This is a genomic window from Colwellia sp. SU-HH00943 (assembly GCF_057546125.1).
Map to the genome: position 1 here is coordinate 130,601 of NZ_BAAJLW010000005.1, position 21,937 is coordinate 152,537.

The following is a 21,937-nucleotide window of genomic DNA, read 5'->3' on the forward strand; positions in this document are numbered from 1 at the left end:
TTTATAAGGAAAAGGACCATTCCGATAGGGGAATAAGCAATGTCAGTTACCGAGTTAAAGCGCGAAGAATTATCCTTAGGTGATCAAAACTACCAATTGATGGCTAATGCACATAAGGAAGTGTTTAAGTTTTTTGAACACCAACATGGTTATCATGAGATTACCGAGCGAGCAAAATCAGCCTACCAGCGTACATCGGTCGCTACACCGTTAAAAAATGAGCATATTCATGTGCTTAGAAATCATATCCCTGAAGAGCTTTGCCAATCATTAATTGCTGAGTTTGAAAATGATGAAAAAGGCATTCAACACCCGTCAGTGTTAGAGGCGTTATTACCTTTAGTGTTTTCTGAAGAAATAGATGATCATTTACGTTCATATTTTGACAGTGAGTATTGCATTTTTTGGTGGTCAATCAATAAGGTACAAATTGATGACGAAGAAGACTGGTATTCAACTAAGTGGCATTGTGATGGTGGACCAGCCAAGCATCTAAAACTCATCACTTATTTGAATGGTTATGAAGAACATGGAAGTGATACGGGTTATCTTGATCAACCAACAACACTGGCGTTAAAAGAGGTTGGTTATATTTTTAATCAAGTGCATGAGCGTAATATTGATATTGAACCTTTGTGTCAGCATTTTAATATTAACTTTCAGCCTAATGGCATCAAAGCGAATACCGGCGATACTTTAATTTTTAATCCTAATCAGTTAGCTCATAGAGCTATTCCGCCAAAAGTCGGTGTACCACGATATGCGCTAAACTTTTGTATTGTTCCAAGCGAAATACATTGGAAACAGGTTGTTGAAGAATATTTTTTCCCTATTTATGATTGCCAAGACTTTAGAGACTTCACTGAAATTAGTAAAAAAATTACCTTAGATGTACCTGAATTGAAAGAACATATTGAAATTGGTCTAGGGTATGATGTTGAGAACTTCGAACATGTTGAATATTTATTAGCCAATATTATTAATAACTTATCAACGGCAGTGGCACTAAGTAACCACCTTAAAAAAACGGACCCTAGTTTAAGTGAATGTAATTCAGTTTTTAAGTTATTAACGCATGTTAAAGACATCATAATTAAGCAGTTATCTCCAGAAAAAGTGATGGACAGCAATTGGTTAGAGGCCTTGTCAGATATCGCTAAGTATGAAGCTAACTTTATAGATAGCATGGGGCGTTATGCTTTAGGGGGTAAACCTAACCCCAATGCTGTTTTTTGGCCAAACCCTGATCATGAGAAGTACCCACAATCTAAGTTCGATATGCTACCGTTCGCTAAAAAACATCCTATTATGGATATGAACACAGCTATTGGCTCTGCAGGCAGTTGTTTTGCTTTTGAAATAGCGAAGTACTTTCAACAGGAAGGTTACAACTATGTGATCACTGAGCGAAATGATAATCCATACTCTGGCATGCAGGTTGATGGCTATACACCGGGCGATGAAATTGCAAAATTTTGTGCGAATTACGGTATTTTGTTTAATACGCCTAGCTTTTGCCAATTAGCTGAAAAAGCGTTTAATGTCAGACCTTTTAATAAATTATTGATCAAATCTGAAACGGGTCATTTTTTAGATCCTTATCGTGAAAATGTTGCCTTTAATTCTCAAGAGGCCTACTTAGCTGATTACGAGCAACACATAGATGCGGTTAAACAAGCTTTTCTTCAATGTGAAGTGTTTGTTGTTACCTTGGGTCTAAATGAATGTTGGCAGTTAGCGGATGGTACTGTTATGTCAAGAAACCCCAGAGATAATATGTATCATTTGGTGAAGCATAAAACGCTTACTGTTGAAGAAAACGTTGCTAATATCCAACGCTTTTTCGATATTATTAAACAGCATAACCCTAACTTTAAGCTTATTATTAGTGTTTCACCTATCCCGTTCTTGGCGACAGGAAGAGCAGGCGAACAGCACATTATTAGCGCTAACTGTCATTCTAAAGCGGTGTTAAGAGTTGCTGCAGATCAGTTGGTAGCGTCAAATAAAGATATGTACTATTTACCAAGTTATGAGCTTGTTACTGAGTGTACAGTCGATGCTTGGGAAAGTGATACTCGCCATGTAAAATCATCAACAGTAGCGAAAGTGGTTAATATGTTTAAGGAAATTTTTGTTAGTGAATCTAATTCTGAATCATGATTTCCGGCAGTGATGCTTGTTGATGATCAAACATACAAACCTGCACTAAATCACAAGGCTGGCCATTATCAGTATAATGGTCAGCAAGCACACCATCATTTATATAACCAGATTTTAAAAAGGCCTTAGTGCTGCCAACATTGGCTTGATATGCGCCAGCGCAAAGTTTACGTAATTTTAATTGCTCAAAACTAAAACGAGAAATCAATTGAATTGCTTGGCTGGCAATGCCTTTTCCCCAGGCATTTTTATCGCCAATAAATAAACTCACATCACCAATATTATGATGTCCATTGATGCCGCCAATTTTAATATTGCCAATGTGCTTATCATTTTCTGATAATCGAATAGTAAATAAATGTTCGTTGGGGTTGGCTATCATGCTACGAATAAATTCCACCACCGCGTTTAAATCTTGCGGATAAAAGCGGGTTTCTAGGTATTGATTGATCATGGGATCATTAAGCCACTGAACGTATTCATCACTGGCATCTTGCTCAGTAATGCTTTGTAGATAAACTAATGGGATTTGTTGGCTAGAAACTTTCACTGTAGTCATGACATTACCTTTACTTAACCTTACCTAATATGATTTATCACTAATTAACAGCTTATGCTCAAGCCACTCTTGTATGTAGTCATGAACTTCTTGAGCAGGTAATTGGTATTTTTCTGCTAACTGATGCACAGTTAAATTATCATCAATATCTCGTGGCAAGCAATTCATTAGCTTATTCCAACGACCATGCAATGAATTATAATCGACGCCTGTTTTACTTACCGGTGGAATTGCTTTGTATAAACCATAAGCCGATAAGCACACTAAACCTTGAAAGTTTATTTTATAGTGTTGATTAAACTCATTATTTTCATGCTCTTCTTTTACTAAATCATTACTTATCTTTGGTATTACTTCAGTACATTTATCTGAGTTGCTTTTCTTTGAGCAACTTAAAAGTGATTCAGCTTCATAACAATCAATAATATTTAACACTAAATCAACGCAATCTTGTAGTTGTTGTTCTGATAAGGTGTCAGGTGTGTCTAAGTCACTATGATATTCACTAAACGGCCAACGGGTTAATGAGATGGTTGGAATATTATAAGGCGGTGCTTCAAACACTGTTTCATCATTACCGTAAATACTGCGAAATGCACCTTGCTCAAACTTTCCATATTGTTTGCTAAAAGCAGCTTGCGCCGCTTTATCTAACGCTTGATCCCCCAAGTAACTTCTCTGTAAACGCATTGGAGCATCATTACCGACAGACTTAAGTAAAATACAGCCTTTAAGTTGTGCTTGTTCAGTTTGGCTCATTTCGTGTAACCAGAACATTGGTCCATGAAGCTCAGGCGCAATGACTACACGATAACTGTATTTGAGTTTTTTAATCTTTGATTGTGCTTGTAAGGCTTGGATAACCCGAATAGCAACGGCGCAACCAGATATATCATCATTTGCTTGAAAGGGATGACAGTTATGGCCATTTATAACAATGGTTTCGGATTGCTCGCCTGCTAATAAGTAATCTAATACTTTCATGGTACTAGGCGTTAACTCTGTTTCTATTTCAACATGATAATTTACATCGGCTAACTTTTCTCTTTGTTGGTGAGGGATAGAAATACCCCAGTCCATCTCTTTGGGACGATATAAATTTTGCCATTGATACAATACTGCACTAGGTAGTGCTTCATCACTTGCTAAGTGGGTATTTAACGCCTGTAATGATAATTCCCCCGAGAAACTTGGCGACAAGCTTGCTACACCAAGGGGTGATAATTGGGCATCATAAATGAGTTGTTCGTTGTGATAAATAGCCGCTTTATTAACCCGCCAAGCATGGGGTATAAACCAACCATTTAAACTTTGACCTGACGCATATTCATGAACAGTGAAATCTAACTCAGTTAAGTATTGCTCAATAGCATCATCATTACCTTTACCGGTAATCGAGTAACTAAAAGGAAAGAGTTTTTTGACTAAGGCAAGTACCGTCATCACGATTAATCCTTAAAACCTTGGCCATCAATGACCACTTGATAAGCGAGTGCATCATCCAGTACTTTTTGTGGTGTATGAAAACGCATACCTTCTTTTAGCTGCTGCTTGACACATTGTCCTTGCTCGTTAAGTACTTCGCCTAACTCAATAAAACCATCTATTGCTGCAACTACCAACTGAGCTTGTTTATTTTTGATTACTTTGCGAATAATTAGCCCAGCGCAAAAAGGATGCATTGGTGGTATTTCATTACCAGCAAGATCCGTTAATGTAATTAGTTTTGCTTTTTTGAAACGAAGCATTGTATCAGCGATAAAACTGGCGGCGCCAATATAAGGGCTATCAAATCCCTGACAAAAGCTAATAACGTCTGTTGCGCTCCATTGCCAATTGATATAACCCTGCTTATCTGTTCGTAATCGAGGCAGATATAGTCTGTCATCATTTAACGGAGCGTAAGGTGTGGGAGTAAATTCCTCTCCTTCTTTAAACATCGTGGCTAACGCTTCAATAAAATTACAGCCTTGTTTAATGTTTTCGACAAAGTAATCATGGGGCGTATTGGCACGCGGGTTAATACTAAACTCATGTTTGGCAAAAATATCACCTTGGTCAAGGTGTTTGGTAATTTGTTGGAAAAAGCAGCCGCCCTCAAGGTTGTTATTCAGAAGTTGCCAAGTATAGTGTGCACCCCCTAAATAATGGGGAATAGGGATAGCATTAATATTAAACATACCAAAGTGAAATTGATTAATGATTTGCTCACTGAAAACCCAAGCTGGCCCGTAGCAGATCGCCATTGCGTTTTCTGGTATTAGTGCTTTTAATTCATCGACATTCAACTGGTTAAAATCATCAACTGCATGCTGGCATAATGACAACTCATCACAGGCTTGCGCTAAGGTTTTATCAGATAAAACAAGCTGTTCATTGATATGACGAGCAGCGGCAATAATGCTGACAATAAAGCCAGCGTTGTGAAAAATTCTGGCGCTTTGAGCCATTAAATCACCGCCGCCAATTAACACGATATGAGTTAATGATGCAAAGTTGAAAGTGTTATTGTCTGGATAAGTTGAGTTTGACATAGCTAGACCTTTTTAAATGGAAGATCATAGTTGGTTAAATAATTTTTAGCGCGTATTGGATTACTATCAGAAAAGTTAAATAAACTACCGCAACCTAGAGCGCTAACATCGGTTTCGACAAATGCTTCTCTAAGATGTTGGTAATCACCTGAGCCACTACAACCTATTACTGGCGCATCAGCAAGTTGCATCACTTGTTTTAATAAGGGTAAATTAAAACCTGCCATCATGCCATCGTGAGCAATTGACTGGATCATAAATTCACCTGCGCCTGCTTGTTGGCAAGTTGCTATATGCTCAGCTAATGTCACGCTTTCTTGCTGCTTTCCACAATGTGAATACAGTATGTGTTCACCTGTGTCTAAAGTGTTAGCATCAATACTAACAATCACAGCTTGTTGACCAAATTTATTGGCTATTTGGCTAATAAGTTGTGGGTTTTGATAAGCGCTAGAGTTAATGATTATTTTATCCGCGCCTTGATTAATTAAATAAGCGGCATCTTCTAAACTGTTAATACCACCACCCACAGACAAAGGCATAAAACTCACTTCTGCTATTTGTGGAATTAAAGTGGCTAGTTGGTCAAGACTTCTGTTTTCGCGGCTAATGTTGAGTAGCACTAATTCGTCAGTATATTGTGAGTTATAAACACTGGCACTTTTGACTGGGTCGCCAACATTTCGCCAAGTATCGAATTGGCTGGTTTTCACTAGGTGCTCATCAAGTAACATCATGATGGGAATAATGCGTTTCTTTAACATCAGAATTCACCGTCCCATTCACAAAAATTTTCTAGTAACTGCATGCCGTTTTTTTGGCTTTTTTCTGGATGAAATTGCACACCGACAACGTTCTTGTGTGCTGCAACACAAACGAAATCTTCACCGTAATCTGTTGTGGCAATAACATTATTGCTATGCTCGCACACCATGTGATAACTATGTACAAAGTAGAAATCACGGCTATCTTTTATCTCGTCAAAAATTGGGTGGGCTTGGCTAAATTTGACCTCATTCCAGCCAACGTGTGGAACTCGTATCCTTGTATTACCACTAGACACAGAGGACATTTTCTTCACGTTAGCTTTTATGGCATTAAAACCATTCGTCATACCGCCTTCTTCACCTTGAGTTGCTAATAGTTGCATGCCTAAGCAGATCCCCAAAGTGGGTGTACCACGTGCAATTAAAGCTTGTATAGCCTCAACAAAACCAAGTTGCTGCATACGGTTCATCACCGCATGAAAGTTACCGACACCGGGTAATATAAAATGCGTTAATTCGTCCAGTGCCTCTGGAGAATCAACAAAAACAGGGTCGTAGCCATTTTCATAAATGGCATTATAAACCGACTGAACATTGCCTAAACCAATATTAAGAATACCTATCACACTGAGTTCTTCGCTATTATGCCTCTGTCTTGAGGATCTTCTCGATACCAACGATCGAAATCGCTAGTTTTAGGCGCGTATTCCATACCGTCGAAATCAGGTTTGAATGGTGGAACAACGGTCTTGGCGACAATCTGATTAAATTGATCTTCACTAATGCCTAAGTACTCTAAAAATAAGGTTAACGAGGGGGGCTTTCTACCTTCGTAATCGGCAATGAGTTTATCAGCGTATTCTTTAGCGATTCTACCATTACGTAAGTCTAGTGCTGTCATTTGGCTTACTCGGCTATAACCTCGTTTTAGGTATTTAATGTAATCACGCATACCTTGCATGGAGCACTCTATTTTTTCATAAGAGTATTCGTCCCACGGCATGCCTTCTACTTGGTCACCTTGCCAGCCTAATTCATCTTGAATAATTTTAGTATTGGCTTTAACGTCCCAAGGAATATATGAGCCTAGACACACTGACTGATATTTAAGTTTTTTCAAGTCTCTCAATTTGGGGTATGTATATGGAATAAGTTCACGAGGATCGCATTGATAATCATCTTTGATCATCGAATACATATCTTCTGCGGTGATCCCTAAATTGATAAAACGGTTAAAGCGGGTTTCATCAACTTGTTCTACTTCATCATCTTCATAATTATAATAAGCAGTATATTCTGATGAAGGCTCACCCCAAAAAATAAGCGGCACTTGGTACTTCAGCGCAATGTGCATAGGATAAGCAAAAATACCCGTATGGCAATGCCAACAAAAGTCCCCTTTTCGGATTAAGGTTTCAAGCATTAAACGCTTAACTAACTTCCAGTTTGGAGTAAAAGAAATAACATCAACCCCAAGTTTTTTGAAGGTTCGACGGTTATTTTCTAATAAGGTGTCACGCATAAAACCATGGTTAAATTGTACAACCAGTGGGCGAATATTGAAGTGTTTAACTAAATACCATAGTGTGTAGGTGGAATCTTTACCGCCAGAAAATGGCAGAATACAGTCATACTCGTACTTTCCACGATGTTTTTCTATCACGGTTGCCAACATTTCGGCGCGTCTTTTCCAATCTATTTGTTCGTCTTTATAAACTTTTTGTCGACAAATATTACAGACACCATGTTCATCAAACTCAATGGTTTCATAGGTTTCAGGTAAGTTGCAGGCGGTACATTTTTGCATAATGCTTTTTCCCAGTGCTATTTATGTGGTGTACTTGTTTTCATTAAATGCAGCAAATTAAATGCCATGATTTGCATTGCTTTTTTCCGTTTTTCACTTGTCTAAAATTCGTTCTACTTGAAAAGCCTCTGCTTTTTCAAAACCATTCGCTTCACCACGTAAAATGGCTAGTGCTTTAATACACTCTAGAGAGCGGCTATGCGGGCTAGTACGTAATTCGGTTTGATAACAAACAAGTGCTTGCTCTTTTAATTGCCAAAATTGACTTACATCGACTATATATTGAGGCTGAAAACTTGGCATGTTAGGCGATTGCCACTCAGTACTTGATAGTACTTCAAATGAGAATATTTTATTGACACTACTGCCTTTTATCGGGCGGCAAGCTGTCATGACTGCTTGATGGGTAATTCGATGATCTATATTTAAGTCATGGGCAAAGTGGCTATAAATAATAGTTGGTTCAAATTTTTGGATAACTCCTTCAATCGCTTTAACTACGCTCAGTAATGGCACTGAATCCATTTGATTGTCTGGAAAATCAAAACATTGGTATCCTTTGACGCCTAGTGTTTTTAAAGCTTGTTCCATAGCTGATTGACGTTCACTTTTATCATGGCTTGAACTACCAGCTCTTGAAGATACACCATTCGTCATAAATATTACGGTGACCGTATCTCCATTAGCGATATGTTTAGCTATTGTACCACCACAGCCAAGCGCTTCATCATCGGCATGAGCGGCAACGACAAGAACGTTTTCTTTTACTTGTTTAGCAATCATTATTGATTAACTCCCATGACGTAGCAGTACCGCGAACAATATTTTGTGTTACTTTTTTTCCAATCAATTCATCAAAGTATTTAGGCGCTAAACCGTAGCCTGGTCTTATTCTTTTGATATGTTCTTTGGTTATTGTTTCGCCTTGTTTGATGTCTTGCACAAAATAGAGTGAACGACGAAACTTCATACTACTTTCTTCAACAGGTTTTCTTTCGTAACCTGCCACACCAATAGCTTGATGGGCTGCTTTGGTTTCATTCACTAAACGAGTAAGATCGTCAGGCTCAAGTGAAAACTCTGCATCAGGTCCTTTATCATTTCTATCTAAAGTAAAGTGTTTTTCTATTAAACTTGCGCCTAAGGCGACACTGGAAACAGACACTACTGTACCCAAAGTATGATCTGAAAGCCCAGAAATAACATCAAAACGTTGGCTAATATCAGCAATAGTCGCTAAATTAGCTTGCTCAAAGGGAGCAGGGTAAGCACTAATACAGTGTAAAACGACAAGCTCTTTACAGCCATTGCTTTTGGCAGTGTTTATGGCATCGGTTATTTCTTCTAAATTCGCCATACCAGTAGAAATAATTAACGGCTTACCTGTTTGAGCTATTCGTTTAATTAACGGTAAGTCGGTTATTTCAAATGAAGCGAGTTTATAGGCTGGGGCATTTAACTCTTCAAGCAATTCAACGGCGGTTTCATCAAATGGCGTTGAAAATAATGTGATGCCAACTTCTCTTGCTTTATCAAATAATTGCTTGTGCCATTCAAAGGGAGTTTGTGCCCACTTGTATAAGTCGTACAGTTTATAGCCGTCCCATAAGCCGCCTTTGACTTGAAAGTCTTCTCTATCACAGTCTATGGTCATAGTGTCAGCAGTGTAACTTTGTATTTTTATTGCGTCAGCACCACATTTGGCTGCAACCTCTATACTTTCAAGTGCTTTTTCGATGCTACCATTATGGTTTGCTGATAATTCAGCAATAATATATGGCTTAAATGCAGGGCCAATTTTTGTGCCATTGATAGTGATAAAGTTGTCAGTCATTAGATTGTTTTCTCAGTTTTTTTGTTGCTTTTTAAAAGTGACTGTAGCAGTTAAATTATCTTCATTTAACGCTGCCTTTTCAAAGGTTAAGGTATAATCACCGTAATGTAAAAAGGCTTTTGGGTAACTTTCTGCATCGAGCATACGTATAGTGTTATAGAGTGTGGAGATATTTTCGTCACCCATTATTTGACTTTGTTCCGGCGTTCTACGTTTAAATAAAGTTATTTCACCTTGTTGAGCTATTGGCTCAGGCTCTATTTTTATGATGCTTGAGATCATTTCAAACGTAAGTTCCGCACTACGTTCAAATATATCTTGAGCACTGCCGATAAGTGATAAAGGCGCTTTTAAATACACTGGGCCAGCATCAAGTTCAGTAGTCATTTTAAGCGCTGTTAATTTAGTTTCTTGATGGCCTCTGATAATCAAGTTTTGTAAGGGGCTCCCACCTCGACCGTAAGGTACATCGGTCATATGAAAACAAATACAGGTAAATTCATTCAATATTTCTTCAGGTACTATCCATTGCCAGTGAGGAAAGAAAATGTATTTAGGATTAATTAACCTTAAATGCTCAAGCGTCAGTTGAGTAGGGTCGCTAATTAGTGACCATTGACCATCAAATGAAGGAGTTCGTTTGTTGAACTGATTTATTTGCCAGTCTTTGATAGTGGCAACAACATAATTAGTTGTCATCGCGTACAACCTTTAATTTATATTTTACGCCATCTTTTATAAAAAAAGCAGGGTAGTTTTCATTACTTACCACCCGCAATAAATTAAATTGTTCGCTAAGATTTTTATTCATATCTAGTTCACTATCTTCAGCGCTTCTTCGCGGGTAAAAACTCTCTTCACCTGTTTGCTTTCTAGGTGTTAGGCTTTGATATTGTTCAATAAATTTCTTGACTAAAGCTAGCGTCATTTTTCCTTGCTTATCTCGCCATTCATCATGCAGTTCAGTGCCATTTAGCTCTATGGTATCGCTTAGCCAAATATCACCACTATCTGCTTGCTCACTTGCTTCAAGTAAGCAGATTGGAATGGTATTAACCCCTGTGAGTATTTGCCAACTCATGGGAGCGAAACCTTTTCCTTGGGGAAGGGCGCTTTCATGAACGACTAAATTATGATGGTTTCTTTGTAATACTTCGCTACTGACCAGTTGTGTGCAACCAAGTAAAAAGCATAAATCACCTTCAGGGATTGCTTGCGCTTTTTGTACTAGTTGGCAGTGATAGTTTATTGATAGTTCATTAACTAATTGCTGAGCGTAGGGTAGTATCCACGAGTCATTATCCACTAATAAAGTAATAGTGCTGATGTTGGCTAATTTACAGCTCATAGGTTTGACACCTTTTTATTAATATTTTAGCAACTCTACTTGCCCCTTGACCATCACAGGCATCGAAACAATGATCAACCATAGTCAAGTAAGCTTGCTTATCATTAAGTAAACATTTTAACTGTGTTGCTATTGTCTGAGCCGTTATCTCTTCATGCCATCCTAAATTGAGGCTTGTGCCAGCTTCAGTTAAGTTATTCGCTATAAGCAGTTGGTTGTCGGCATTGATTGATATTAAACTGGGTAAGCCTAAACAGCAACGCTCCCATGCTGTCGCACCACTAGCGCCAATGGCTATGTCAGCCTTTAACATTAATTCACTCATATTTTTACTGTCGACAATGAGTTGGCACCAATCAAACGCTTGTTGTGTTTTTTCTATAGTACTTAGATGTTTAGCTTGCTTAGACATGACAAGAGTAGCCCGTAGTTCAGGAAAATCATCTCGTAAGCTGTTTATTGCAAGAAGTGCGCGCTCAGAAAGATTATCAGGGTCACCACCGCCCATAGTGATCAGAATATTGGCTTTTGATAAGTGCTGACTTTGTTGAAGTCGTTTTTCTTTAGCCTGCTTTGATAACTGGGCAAACTCTTCACGCAATAGCATAAAGTTTTGCCCTAGTAGCAGTTGACAAGCTTCAGGCACTAAAGACTGATATTGCTCAGCATGACGATTTAAGGTTTGATCCAATAAAATATCAGCATTGAGAACTCTATTGGCTAAATCATCAATTACCATAAGTTGTTGGTAACAATCATTTAACAGCTCCTGCCATTCATTGCTTATGGCGTAGTGATCAACAACCAGTAAATCTATATCAGGTAGTACTTTTATCGCTTCACGTGTTTGTCGGGCATCTTGCTCTTGTGTGCAGCCAAGCCAGGTGCTGCTATCGCTTTGTTTTATTAATTGCTCGCCCGTTGCGATGAGTACCAGCTGAAAACCGGCGTTACAAATTAAGTGATTGATATTGCCTTGGTTAGCTTTGGTGATAAAACTTATATGGAGAGATTTTTGAGCATGAACAAGGGCGTGTGCTAAGGTTAAGCACCGCATTACATGGCCATGACCTATAGTTGTTGAACTGTCGACACGAAAGGCAATATGCATGAAATAAACCTTAGCAGTTATCGAACTTTAAACACGGGTTCAAGTAATTCACCCTGAAAACGTGAATCAAAATCTTCATTGTTAATGGTATCAGCCAGTTGTGGTAATACTATTTTATAAGCTTGTAGCAAAGCTTCAATATCATGACTTTTATGGGCAAAGTTGAGGTTATGTCCGCCACCGAGTAAAAAGCCTTGTTGTGCCATTTCTTGTAAAAAGAGTGACTTTAATTGGATCGCACTATAAGCACCGCAGTCACCAATATTTAAAAATGACCACACAGGATGACCGCTAATACTAAGCCAGTGTTGTGCTTGCATATCGTTGATAATGTCTTGTAAACCTGCTTGTAGCTTTTCACCCATAGCATTGAGGTGTTCTACGACATTGTTGTCAATCATAAACTCTAATGTGGCTTTTGAAGCGGCTAGCGAGAGTGTTTCGCCGGCAAAAGTGCCTGAGAAGAAAATATCAGTCATTAAACACATAATATCTTTGCGACCAACCACTGCTGAAATGGGGTAGCCATTCGCCATACCTTTGCCAAACGTGGCGAGATCGGGTGTAACGCCAAACAACTGTTGAGCCCCGCCTAAGCTATAACGAAAACCAGTGATGGTTTCATCAAAAATCAAAACGGCATCATGTTTTTGACATAGGTCTTTAACTTGTTGCAAAAAGTTATTTTGTGGAAACTGGACATTCATGGGCTCTAGAATAACAGCTGCCATCTTACCTTTATTTTCTTCAAATACTTGTGCTAACGAATCAATATCATTGTAAGTAAAAGTATGCGTGAGCTTTTTTGTTGCTTCAGGGACACCTAAATCGCGAGTTGTTGAGCCAATATACCAGTCTTGCCAGCCATGATAACCACAGACAGCAATGTGATCTTTTTGTGTGAAAGCACGGCTTAAACGAATAGCCGCAGAAGTTGCGTCACTGCCATTTTTACCAAAGCGTACCATTTCAGCGCAGGGTATAAGTTCGACGAGCTTTTCAGCCACTTGCATTTCAAGTGGGTGTGGTAATGAAAATGTTACCCCAGATTGTATTTGTTCAATGACTGCCTTATCTACGGCATCATTTTTATAGCCTAAGGAAACGGATAATAAGCCACTGACAAAGTCGGTATATTGATTGTCATCGGCATCCCAAACTTGGCAACCTTGTCCGCGTTTAATAAACAGTGGCGAGACATTTTTAGGGTAGGCTATTCGGCTTTTACTAAAAGTTTGAGAGCCAAGAGGAATGGTTTTTTCAGCGCGCTCAAGCCATAAGTTTGATTGGCTAAATTGTTTATTGTTGCTTGTACTCATGACTATTGATCCATTGCTTTGTCGGCTAATTCAGATTTGAGTAAACCTTCATTTCGAATAATTTGATTATTTATTGTCGTCAATTCTGGTTGCTTCTTCATTAAATTAACCATGTCATCCAAAGTAAATAAAGGTTTGTCGGCATAGAGTGCTTGGTAGATTTTAGTTATCAATTCAAAATCAGTTGGCTCATCAACTGTCCAACGAAAATGTGATAAATCCACACTGTGCTGATAATTTGTTTTTGAAAATAGTGCTGGGTTATTACGAATAAAAGGCGTTACATGTTCGCGCTCTGAAGGTTTTTTAGCTTGTTGATAAGCAAGCTCTAATGCTTCAAAACTAAACACTTCCACATCTAAACCATCAGGTAAAGTTGCTGGCTCACAGTTTGAGCAATAATCAACATTGCTTGTGAAGTATAATGAGATAACGTTATCAACAATTTCACTATCTATAACGGGGCAGTCGCCAGTCACCCGCACTATAGTATTCACTTGTTTATTTGGGATAACGGTATGATTAAAGGCTTGTGCAGCTAAGTAGTATCTGGCTAACACGTCGTCTAAAGGGCCACGAAAACAACTGATATTCAGCTTAGTGCATAAGTCTTCAATTGCATCATCACTACAGTCATCACTGGTCGCAACCACTATCTGGTGAGGTGTTTTTACTTGCGCCAGTCGGGTAAGTTGGTGAGCAAGCATAGGTTTGCCTAAAATGGGCATTAACACTTTATTTGGTAGCCTTGATGACGACATACGTGCTTGTAAAATAATTAGAGTTTGAGGTGCTTTCATTGTTTACGACTCAGTACTGCCTATTATGCTTTTCAAATTAAAGTGACCATAAACTTGGGTTTATGAATTCAAGCCTAGTATCTGCTAAAGCCTGCAACTCTGCAGGAGAAACAGGTAAAGTCTTGGCTAATTGGTAGGCATTTACTATTTCAGTTAATTGCTTGGTAGAGCAAACACCAACCACGACTTTTTCAATAATATTATTCGCTGCAAGCTTATCTAAATAAGGCAACTCTTGTGCCACAATAGCTAGCGCCAGCGTTAATTTTGAACACCCTAAATGGTCTGCTAGCTGTGAAAAAGCGGCTAGCTTGTCTTTAAAAGGATGAAAGTGAGCCGCTAATCGATGTTCAGTTAAAAAGATTAAACCTTGTAAAAACAGCGACCTAACATGCAGCTTTATACCTTGTTGCTGGCATAAGCTTAAAATATTGTTAGTAATAAATCGTTGGTCAAAAATATTCAAAGGCACTTGCGCAACATCAATGTCATATTGCTTAGTAATTGTCAGTAATTGCTTTGGAGAATAAAGTGAGGCGCCAACTCTTCTAACTTTTCCTTGAGCTTTTAGTGCTTCAAGTTGCTTAAAAAGAGCCAATTTGTTTGGGTGAGAGATAATATTTTCAGCGTGATGAAAAAGTAGTGTATCTATCTTATCAACCCCAAAATGCGCAAGGCTTTGGGAAAAATATTCATTTATGCTGGACTCATTATTGTCTAGTGCAGGAATTTTACTGACAAGGGTAAAGATATTATTGGCAGAAGATGATGCTAAAACTTCACCAATCACTTGCTCACTGTTGCCGTATGCACCAGCGCAATCTAAAGTATCTATGCCTAGCGTGTTGGCTAGCGATAAAATATCAGCAACCTCTGACTTATCCACTTGTCCATGGCTATTGCTGATGCCGTAATCTAGCCCAAATTGTACTGTTCCTAAAGCTAACTTCATTATGCTTGTTCGCTTGTTTTGCTCTCGGTGTTATTTTTATGTGTGAGAGAAATATTGTCTACTTCGGCCAATACTGTTGAAATAATATAAGCTTGCTCTTGTTGAGAAAGTTGTGGGAATAAAGGTAATGAAATAGCTCGTTCGTAATACTCTTCCGCTGCTGGAAAGTCACCCTCTTTGAACCCTAAACCTTGATAATAAGGCTGTAAATGGATAGGGATGTAATGTACATGCGCTAAGATATTTTTAGCTCTTAAATTTACAATTATTTTTTTATGAACTGCTCTACGCTGTTCTTTATCGGCTAATCGAGGTAAAAGGACTAGGTACAAGTGATAAGCAGAGTAGCTGTCTGAATTAGGTGTTAGTGTGGTTAAAGCACTGTTTGCAAAGGCTTGATCATAACAATTTGCTAGCGCATTTCTTTTGCTAACAAACTCTTGCAAACGTTTTGTTTGGCTAACGCCTAATGCTGCTTGTAGCTCAGTCATACGGTAATTAAAGCCAAGGGATTGTTGTTGGTAATACCATGGGCCATGACTCGGCTCTGTCATTTCACTGGGATCACTAGTAATACCGTGACTACGCAATGAACGCATTTTTTTAGCCAGCTCAGCAGAGTTGGTTAATGCCATACCACCTTCTGCACTGGTGATAATTTTAACCGGATGAAAACTAAAAATACTGATATCACAATAGCTATTACTGCCAACAGCATTACCTTGATAACGTGCCCCTATAGCATGAGAGGCATCTTCAATTATGGCAAAATGATATTGTTCACTTAGTGCTTTAATTGTCTTCATATCGCAAGACTGTCCAGCTAAATGCACGGCAATCACAACTTTAGGTAAATTATTGTTTATTTGAGCTTGTGCTAATTTAGCCTCGAGGGCTTCAGGGCACATATTTCCTGAAGTTAGGTCAATATCGACAAAATCGATTTTAGCGCCACAATAAAGGGCGCAATTACTGGATGCGACAAAAGATACAGGGGAAGTCCATACGCTATCTCCTGTTCCTACCCCAAGGGCTAAACAAGCGATATGTAGGGCTGAAGTGGCACTGTTAGTGGCGATTGCATGGGGAGTATTATCACTATTGCTTTGACATGCTGTTGCTATGGTTTGTTCAAACTCAACGGTTTTCGGCCCTTGAGTAATTAAATCAGATTTTAATACCTCAACAACCTCAGCAATATCATCGTCACTAATATCTTGTTTACCGTAAGGGATCATAGAATCTGGAGTCATGGATTTTTCCACTATAAGCAAGCTTGCTTGTTAAATTCTTTAATTTCTTCAATGGTTGAAAAATGACTGTTATTTCGAGAGTTATATTCAAACTCATGCGCGACCGGTTTGCCGCTTTCGTTAATGGCATTGATGGTGAAATCATTACTACGGCTTGAAAAAATAATACTAGGAGCAATGACAAAATGATCTTCATATTCAAAAGTATGATATGAGTCATCAGCAGGGCACATTACCTCATGAAGCTTTTCTCCGGGTCTAATACCTACAACTTTTTGTGGTAATTCAGGCGCCATTGCTGTGGCTAAATCACAAATTTTAATGGAAGGGATTTTCGGAACAAATATTTCTCCACCCAGCATGCGTTGAAAATTTTTCAAAACAAAATCAACACCTTGTTGTAGTGTTATCCAAAAACGAGTCATTTCCATATGAGTGATAGGTAAATGATCGCTGCCTTCTTTGATCAGCTTTTCAAAAAAGGGCACAACAGAGCCTCGAGAGCCAACCACATTACCATATCGAACCACGGCAAAGGTGGTGTTATGGCCACCAGAAATATTATTAGCGGCGACAAATATTTTATCGGAGGCTAACTTAGTTGCGCCGTACAAATTAATTGGGTTGGCAGCTTTATCGGTTGATAAGGCAATAACTTTTTCAACATTGTTGTTCAGCGCTGCATCAATGACATTTTCAGCGCCATTGATATTGGTTTTTACGCATTCCATGGGATTATATTCAGCGGCTGGCACCTGCTTCATCGCAGCAGCATGAATGACATAATCAACACCACGCATGGCTCTATTTAGACGCTCTTTATCACGCACGTCGCCTATAAAGTAACGCATACAAGATTGGTTGAATACTTGCTGCATTTCAAACTGTTTAAGTTCATCACGTGAAAAAATAATGATTTTTCTAGGTCGATGATTTTTTAATAGTGTTTCAACATACTTCTTACCAAAAGAGCCGGTACCGCCAGTAATTAAAATACTCTTGTCATCAAACATTGTTGTCATAATCGTTTCTCAAACTTAAGGGTGTTAATCAAGATGATATTAATATAGCAAATTATATGCCCATAGCACTAAATTAATTGATTTTGTTGGTTTTTACAGCGCTTTGTTTAGAATTTATTACTTTTATTTTTAGCAGTCAAAAAACTGGCCTTTATTTACTTTAAACCGTCAATTTTTTGTTGCTTAATTATTGTGAGTAGCTAAAATTGTTATTAAGGTTAGTCATCAAGTAATACTTATTTATGCCACAAACAGCGTCTGAATCACCACTGTCTCATCTTCATGGTCACAAGCAAATTTTGATTGTTGATAATGACAGTGCAAGAGCACATCAACTAGCAACAGTGTTGTCTTTTGTGGGCGAGCATTTTGTACAATGTGGTCAGGATGAAATTACAACAGCATTTAAAAACCATGACCATATCTTAACCGTTATTTTGGCGGGGGATATTTCTTCCTCAACTGCTGACATTGTAAAGCATAATCCTAAAACACCTTTTTTATTACATGATGTTCTCGATGAAAATAGCATCAATGGCTGTGTAAACGTGATTGGTAATTTATCAACGCCACTTAATTATGCGCAACTAACTGAGCTTGTGCATCATTGTCATCAGTATCACAATAAATTACCTCGCTCTGGCGGCAAGCTTGGTGCTAGTCCTTTATTTCGCTCTTTAGTGGGTACAAGTAAACCAATGAATGAGGTTCGATTTTTAATTGAGCAGGTTGCTAAAACGCCGGCAAGTGTATTGGTTTTAGGTGAGTCAGGTACAGGTAAAGAAGTTGTAGCGCGTAATATTCATAATTTATCTGAACGCAGCAATGAAACTTTTGTACCTGTTAACTGTGGTGCAATTCCGGGTGAGCTATTAGAGAGTGAGCTATTTGGTCATGAAAAAGGTGCTTTTACAGGTGCCATTTCTGCACGTAAAGGCCGTTTTGAGTTAGCCGAAGGTGGAACACTTTTTCTTGATGAAATAGGTGATATGCCACAACCAATGCAAGTCAAACTCTTGCGTGTTCTTCAAGAGCGCACTTTTGAACGTGTTGGTGGCACAAAAAGTATTAAAGCCGATGTTCGAATTGTCGCTGCCACTCATCAAAACTTAGAAGATATGATTAAATCAGGCGATTTTCGTGAAGATTTATTTTATCGCCTAAACGTTTTTCCTATTGAAACTCCAGCGCTTCGAGATAGAAAAGAAGATATTCCGTTACTGCTAAAAGAGTTACTTAGCCGCTTTGAACACGAGCAAGGAAAAACAGTACGTTTTACTGACAGAGCCATACAGTCATTGATGGAGCACCCTTGGGCAGGCAACGTACGTGAATTATCAAACCTCATTGAGCGTATGTTAATTATGTACGGCGAACAAATTGTTGATGTAGCCGAACTACCTCATAAATATCAACATATTGAAGCAGAAGAATACACCCCAGAATACCCTGAAGAGTTGCAAGAGCAAGATGCGATTAATGAGCTATTTGCGGGTTTTGATTATGATGATGAAGACGACGAAACTGAAGCTAGTAGTGAAGCAGTTAGCGCTGAAAATACCGGTTTACTGCCTGATGATGGTTTAAATTTAAAAGAATACTTAGCAGAATTAGAAGTCTCGTTAATATCACAATCACTGATTAAGCATGACTATGTTGTTGCTAGAGCCGCGGAAACTTTAGGGATGCGCAGAACAACTTTAGTTGAGAAAATGCGAAAGTATGATTTGCAAAAGCCAATAGTTTGACGCCATTATTAACCATTGTTTTGTTGTAATATACTGAAAAGTATAGATAAAAATAATGGTACGTAAAATGCTTTATACAAAGTAAATAAATATTTATTTGGACTTTGTTTATGGCACTAGCAGAGCATTTCGATGCCAACCATACCTTTAACCCAGCCAATGTTGCCTTTGATTCTAAAGGAGGCTTATTAGCACAAGAAGCTTTTCCTGGTGAATTATCAGCATTACGCAATGAGCTTGCTCAGTTAAAGCAAAGCACTCATAAGTTAACCACGCCTTCTGTTCCCGTGCCTTCTAAGCCATTGAAACAAGCACAAATGGCAGATCAACTGATCGAAATGATGCCAACAGGTTTAGTGATGCTAGACGGTGATGGCGTTGTGGTAAAAATTAACAAAGTAGCTAGAAACTTACTTGAAGAGCCTATTTTAGGGCAGTTATGGTTTAATGTGATCGCTCGCTCCTTCAAGCCTAGAGCCGATGACTGGCACGAGGTTTCACTCAAAGATGGCCGCCGTGTTAAGTTAGAAATAGCCAGTTTAGGTGATCAACCGGGACAACTTATTATGATCACCGACTTAACCGAAACGCGTTTGCTACAAGATAAAGTAGGTCAAATGCAGCGTTTATCGTCGCTGGGTAAAATGGTTTCAACCTTAGCGCATCAAATTCGCACGCCATTATCTTCTGCCATGTTATATAGCGCTAATTTATCAAACAGAAAATTATCTGATAGCGCTCGAGCAACGTTCCAAGAAAAGCTCACTGCACGTTTGCACGACTTAGAACAGCAAGTGAATGATATGTTGCTGTTCTCTAAAAGTGGAAATGAGCAGGTGGTGGCGCCACTGTTAGTGGATGAATTAATTAATGACTCTGTACAGGCTATGGAAGCATTAGTCACCAAAGCAAAAGCTGTTGTTAATGTGAAATTAAATGATGAACATAGTCAAATATTAGCCAACAAGAACGCTTTGTCTGGTGCTATACAAAACCTTATTCATAATTCTTTGCAAGCAGCTTCAGGTGAATCAGAGCCTGCAGTTATTAACATTCAAGTTTACTCAGAAAAAGACGCTATTTTTGTCAGTGTTAAAGACAATGGTCCAGGCATTGATTCAGCCATAATCGACAAAATTTTCGAGCCTTTTTATACCTCAAGTTCAAAAGGCACAGGCCTTGGGCTTGCGGTAGTCAAATCGGTAGTAGAAGCACACCAAGGTCAAGTGAGTTACTTGAGCGGAACAGGGCAAGGGGCACACTTTTGCTTGAAACTACCATTGCTAGCCAAAACTAAGCGAGGAGTATCCAAATGAGTCACCATAAAATTTTAGTGGTTGAAGATGATGCTGGTTTACGTGAAGCATTAATTGATACCTTAAGCTTAGCTAATTACCAATGTGTGGAAGCAGAATCTGCCGAGACAGCTTTGTTACTACTTAAAAATCATAAAATTGATTTAGTAGTAAGTGATGTTCAAATGGGCGGCATGTCAGGTTTATCGCTATTAAAGAGCATTAAAAATCAATTACCCAATATGCCAGTACTGTTGATGACTGCTTTCGGTACTATTAATGATGCTGTACAAGCTATGAAAGACGGTGCTTGTAATTATATTGCTAAGCCTTTTGCGCCAGAAGTATTGTTAAATATGGTTAGCCAGTATATTCCACCTTCATCGGTAAATAGCAATACGCCCATAGTTGCTGATAAGCGCAGTATTGAGTTACTTAATCTTGCCCGTAAAGTTGCGACTACGGAAGCGTCAGTGATGGTACTTGGGCCAAGTGGCTCAGGTAAAGAAGTCTTATCACAGTATGTCCATAATAACTCACCGCGAGCGAAAGAACCTTTTGTTGCGATTAACTGTGCTGCTATTCCTGAAAATATGCTTGAAGCTACCTTATTCGGTTATGAAAAAGGCGCTTTTACGGGCGCTATTCAAGCCTGTCCAGGTAAATTCGAACAAGCTCAAGGCGGTACTATTTTGCTTGATGAAATTACTGAAATGGATTTAGGCCTACAAGCTAAAATTCTTCGGGTATTGCAAGAGCGTGAAGTAGAACGTTTAGGTGGCAGAAAAACTATAAATTTAGATGTGCGTGTTATTGCAACCAGTAACCGAGATCTAAAAGAGGCGGTAGCGAAAGGGGACTTTAGAGAAGATTTATACTATCGTCTAAATGTATTCCCACTAACTTGGTTACCGCTTGCTGAGCGTGTTGATGATATCTTGCCTTTAGCGCAACACTTAGTTGAAAACTACTGTCAAAAAAGTGGCGAGCAAGTAGCTGAATTTAGCCCTGCAGCACGTAGTAAATTAAATGCATACCATTGGCCGGGAAATGTACGTGAGTTAGATAATGTTATTCAACGGGCGCTGATTTTACACAGCAATCAGATCATTGATGCTCAAGACTTATTGATTGAAAACTTTGAAACTGCCAAGGTGAGCCAAGTAGAGCAACAAGCACCAACAGAAGATAAATTAGGCAGCGAACTTAAATTGCAAGAACATCAAATTATTCTTGATACTTTGCAAGCCTGTCACGGTAGTCGAAAAGAAGTGGCTGAGCGATTAGGTATCAGCCCGAGAACCTTGCGCTATAAAATTGCCCGTATGCGTGACTCTGGCATTCAAATTCCAGCATAGCTATTTTTTAAACACTTCTAAAAGCCATAAATACTAAGATATTTGTGGCTTTTTTATTCGTATTGGC

Annotated in this window: 20 protein-coding genes; 4 read left to right on the forward strand and 16 right to left on the reverse strand. The window is 38.7% G+C overall.

Annotated features, from left to right (window positions below; genetic code table 11):
- The first annotated feature begins 39 nt into the window (after positions 1-39).
- A complete protein-coding gene (locus AC27GZ_RS14555; protein WP_487096083.1) occupies positions 40-2,163 on the forward strand; it encodes a GSCFA domain-containing protein in 2,124 nt (707 codons plus the stop codon).
- On the opposite strand, the gene AC27GZ_RS14560 is transcribed toward AC27GZ_RS14555, so the two are convergent.
- The 16 genes from AC27GZ_RS14560 to pseB all read right to left on the reverse strand — a co-directional run bounded on the left by AC27GZ_RS14560 (position 2,147) and on the right by pseB (position 17,460).
- Complete coding sequence (locus tag AC27GZ_RS14560; RefSeq protein WP_487096084.1) at positions 2,147-2,722, reverse strand: GNAT family N-acetyltransferase; 576 nt, start codon at positions 2,720-2,722, stop codon at positions 2,147-2,149. The genes AC27GZ_RS14555 and AC27GZ_RS14560 overlap by 17 nt on opposite strands.
- Positions 2,723-2,746: 24 nt before the next feature.
- Positions 2,747-4,165, reverse strand: a complete 1,419-nt coding sequence (locus AC27GZ_RS14565; RefSeq protein WP_487096181.1) for a DUF4910 domain-containing protein — start codon at positions 4,163-4,165, stop codon at positions 2,747-2,749.
- Between the two features lie 5 nt (positions 4,166-4,170).
- Positions 4,171-5,256 (reverse strand): hypothetical protein, encoded by a 1,086-nt coding sequence (locus AC27GZ_RS14570; RefSeq protein ID WP_487096085.1) that lies wholly within the window; start codon positions 5,254-5,256, stop codon positions 4,171-4,173.
- Positions 5,257-5,258: 2 nt separating this feature from the next.
- Positions 5,259-6,020 (reverse strand): imidazole glycerol phosphate synthase subunit HisF, encoded by a 762-nt coding sequence (gene hisF / locus AC27GZ_RS14575; protein ID WP_487096087.1) that lies wholly within the window; start codon positions 6,018-6,020, stop codon positions 5,259-5,261.
- Positions 6,020-6,649, reverse strand: coding sequence for an imidazole glycerol phosphate synthase subunit HisH (hisH, locus tag AC27GZ_RS14580; protein WP_487096089.1), 630 nt, complete (start codon positions 6,647-6,649; stop codon positions 6,020-6,022). The genes hisF and hisH overlap by 1 nt, the downstream gene beginning before the upstream one ends.
- The gene (locus tag AC27GZ_RS14585) at positions 6,646-7,830 is read right to left on the reverse strand and encodes an N-acetyl sugar amidotransferase (RefSeq protein WP_487096090.1); all 1,185 of its coding nucleotides are present in this window, start codon (positions 7,828-7,830) and stop codon (positions 6,646-6,648) included. Before AC27GZ_RS14585 ends, hisH begins: the two co-directional genes overlap by 4 nt.
- 93 nt (positions 7,831-7,923) lie before the next feature.
- Positions 7,924-8,613 carry a PIG-L deacetylase family protein gene (locus tag AC27GZ_RS14590; RefSeq protein WP_487096091.1) on the reverse strand — a complete coding sequence of 230 codons (690 nt, stop codon included), beginning with the start codon at positions 8,611-8,613 and terminating at the stop codon, positions 7,924-7,926.
- Complete coding sequence (pseI, locus tag AC27GZ_RS14595) at positions 8,603-9,664, reverse strand: pseudaminic acid synthase (RefSeq protein WP_487096092.1); 1,062 nt, start codon at positions 9,662-9,664, stop codon at positions 8,603-8,605. Before pseI ends, AC27GZ_RS14590 begins: the two co-directional genes overlap by 11 nt.
- A 12-nt stretch (positions 9,665-9,676) precedes the next feature.
- Positions 9,677-10,363: a formyl transferase gene (locus tag AC27GZ_RS14600; RefSeq protein WP_487096093.1), complete on the reverse strand. Its 687-nt coding sequence runs from the start codon at positions 10,361-10,363 to the stop codon at positions 9,677-9,679.
- Complete coding sequence (locus AC27GZ_RS14605) at positions 10,353-11,012, reverse strand: formyltransferase family protein (RefSeq protein WP_487096094.1); 660 nt, start codon at positions 11,010-11,012, stop codon at positions 10,353-10,355. The genes AC27GZ_RS14600 and AC27GZ_RS14605 overlap by 11 nt, the downstream gene beginning before the upstream one ends.
- Positions 11,002-12,123 (reverse strand): UDP-2,4-diacetamido-2,4,6-trideoxy-beta-L-altropyranose hydrolase, encoded by a 1,122-nt coding sequence (pseG, locus tag AC27GZ_RS14610; RefSeq protein WP_487096095.1) that lies wholly within the window; start codon positions 12,121-12,123, stop codon positions 11,002-11,004. The genes AC27GZ_RS14605 and pseG overlap by 11 nt, the downstream gene beginning before the upstream one ends.
- A gap of 17 nt (positions 12,124-12,140) precedes the next feature.
- Positions 12,141-13,442, reverse strand: a complete 1,302-nt coding sequence (locus tag AC27GZ_RS14615) for an aminotransferase class III-fold pyridoxal phosphate-dependent enzyme (RefSeq protein ID WP_487096096.1) — start codon at positions 13,440-13,442, stop codon at positions 12,141-12,143.
- A 2-nt stretch (positions 13,443-13,444) separates the two neighbouring features.
- Positions 13,445-14,242: a cytidylyltransferase domain-containing protein gene (locus AC27GZ_RS14620; protein WP_487096097.1), complete on the reverse strand. Its 798-nt coding sequence runs from the start codon at positions 14,240-14,242 to the stop codon at positions 13,445-13,447.
- 37 nt (positions 14,243-14,279) lie between these two features.
- The gene (locus tag AC27GZ_RS14625) at positions 14,280-15,194 is read right to left on the reverse strand and encodes an aldo/keto reductase (RefSeq protein ID WP_487096098.1); all 915 of its coding nucleotides are present in this window, start codon (positions 15,192-15,194) and stop codon (positions 14,280-14,282) included.
- Positions 15,194-16,432: a UDP-4-amino-4,6-dideoxy-N-acetyl-beta-L-altrosamine transaminase gene (gene pseC / locus AC27GZ_RS14630; protein WP_487096182.1), complete on the reverse strand. Its 1,239-nt coding sequence runs from the start codon at positions 16,430-16,432 to the stop codon at positions 15,194-15,196. Before pseC ends, AC27GZ_RS14625 begins: the two co-directional genes overlap by 1 nt.
- Before the next feature lie 26 nt (positions 16,433-16,458).
- Positions 16,459-17,460, reverse strand: a complete 1,002-nt coding sequence (gene pseB, locus AC27GZ_RS14635) for a UDP-N-acetylglucosamine 4,6-dehydratase (inverting) (RefSeq protein ID WP_487096183.1) — start codon at positions 17,458-17,460, stop codon at positions 16,459-16,461.
- A gap of 251 nt (positions 17,461-17,711) precedes the next feature.
- Here pseB and AC27GZ_RS14640 point away from each other — a divergent pair, with 251 nt between their 5' ends.
- From AC27GZ_RS14640 to AC27GZ_RS14650, 3 genes are all read left to right on the forward strand, one after another.
- A complete protein-coding gene (locus AC27GZ_RS14640; protein WP_487096099.1) occupies positions 17,712-19,217 on the forward strand; it encodes a sigma-54 dependent transcriptional regulator in 1,506 nt (501 codons plus the stop codon).
- A gap of 110 nt (positions 19,218-19,327) precedes the next feature.
- Positions 19,328-20,533 carry a sensor histidine kinase gene (locus AC27GZ_RS14645; protein ID WP_487096100.1) on the forward strand — a complete coding sequence of 402 codons (1,206 nt, stop codon included), beginning with the start codon at positions 19,328-19,330 and terminating at the stop codon, positions 20,531-20,533.
- Positions 20,530-21,870, forward strand: a complete 1,341-nt coding sequence (locus tag AC27GZ_RS14650; protein ID WP_487096101.1) for a sigma-54-dependent transcriptional regulator — start codon at positions 20,530-20,532, stop codon at positions 21,868-21,870. The genes AC27GZ_RS14645 and AC27GZ_RS14650 overlap by 4 nt, the downstream gene beginning before the upstream one ends.
- The last annotated feature ends 67 nt before the right edge of the window (positions 21,871-21,937 follow it).

Excerpts from the sequence above, each read along its gene's own strand:
- hisF (WP_487096087.1), bottom strand. The coding sequence starts at position 6,020 with ATGTTAAAGAAACGCATTATTCCCATCATGATGTTACTTGATGAGCAC.
- pseG (WP_487096095.1), bottom strand. The coding sequence starts at position 12,123 with ATGCATATTGCCTTTCGTGTCGACAGTTCAACAACTATAGGTCATGGC.
- pseC (WP_487096182.1), bottom strand. The coding sequence starts at position 16,432 with ATGATCCCTTACGGTAAACAAGATATTAGTGACGATGATATTGCTGAG.
- AC27GZ_RS14650 (WP_487096101.1), top strand. The coding sequence starts at position 20,530 with ATGAGTCACCATAAAATTTTAGTGGTTGAAGATGATGCTGGTTTACGT.
- AC27GZ_RS14560 (WP_487096084.1), bottom strand. The coding sequence starts at position 2,722 with ATGACTACAGTGAAAGTTTCTAGCCAACAAATCCCATTAGTTTATCTA.
- AC27GZ_RS14615 (WP_487096096.1), bottom strand. The coding sequence starts at position 13,442 with ATGAGTACAAGCAACAATAAACAATTTAGCCAATCAAACTTATGGCTT.
- pseI (WP_487096092.1), bottom strand. The coding sequence starts at position 9,664 with ATGACTGACAACTTTATCACTATCAATGGCACAAAAATTGGCCCTGCA.
- AC27GZ_RS14585 (WP_487096090.1), bottom strand. The coding sequence starts at position 7,830 with ATGCAAAAATGTACCGCCTGCAACTTACCTGAAACCTATGAAACCATT.
- AC27GZ_RS14625 (WP_487096098.1), bottom strand. The coding sequence starts at position 15,194 with ATGAAGTTAGCTTTAGGAACAGTACAATTTGGGCTAGATTACGGCATC.
- AC27GZ_RS14570 (WP_487096085.1), bottom strand. The coding sequence starts at position 5,256 with ATGTCAAACTCAACTTATCCAGACAATAACACTTTCAACTTTGCATCA.
- AC27GZ_RS14600 (WP_487096093.1), bottom strand. The coding sequence starts at position 10,363 with ATGACAACTAATTATGTTGTTGCCACTATCAAAGACTGGCAAATAAAT.
- AC27GZ_RS14605 (WP_487096094.1), bottom strand. The coding sequence starts at position 11,012 with ATGAGCTGTAAATTAGCCAACATCAGCACTATTACTTTATTAGTGGAT.
- AC27GZ_RS14565 (WP_487096181.1), bottom strand. The coding sequence starts at position 4,165 with ATGACGGTACTTGCCTTAGTCAAAAAACTCTTTCCTTTTAGTTACTCG.
- AC27GZ_RS14640 (WP_487096099.1), top strand. The coding sequence starts at position 17,712 with ATGCCACAAACAGCGTCTGAATCACCACTGTCTCATCTTCATGGTCAC.
- AC27GZ_RS14645 (WP_487096100.1), top strand. The coding sequence starts at position 19,328 with ATGGCACTAGCAGAGCATTTCGATGCCAACCATACCTTTAACCCAGCC.
- AC27GZ_RS14555 (WP_487096083.1), top strand. The coding sequence starts at position 40 with ATGTCAGTTACCGAGTTAAAGCGCGAAGAATTATCCTTAGGTGATCAA.
- pseB (WP_487096183.1), bottom strand. The coding sequence starts at position 17,460 with ATGTTTGATGACAAGAGTATTTTAATTACTGGCGGTACCGGCTCTTTT.
- AC27GZ_RS14590 (WP_487096091.1), bottom strand. The coding sequence starts at position 8,613 with ATGATTGCTAAACAAGTAAAAGAAAACGTTCTTGTCGTTGCCGCTCAT.
- AC27GZ_RS14620 (WP_487096097.1), bottom strand. The coding sequence starts at position 14,242 with ATGAAAGCACCTCAAACTCTAATTATTTTACAAGCACGTATGTCGTCA.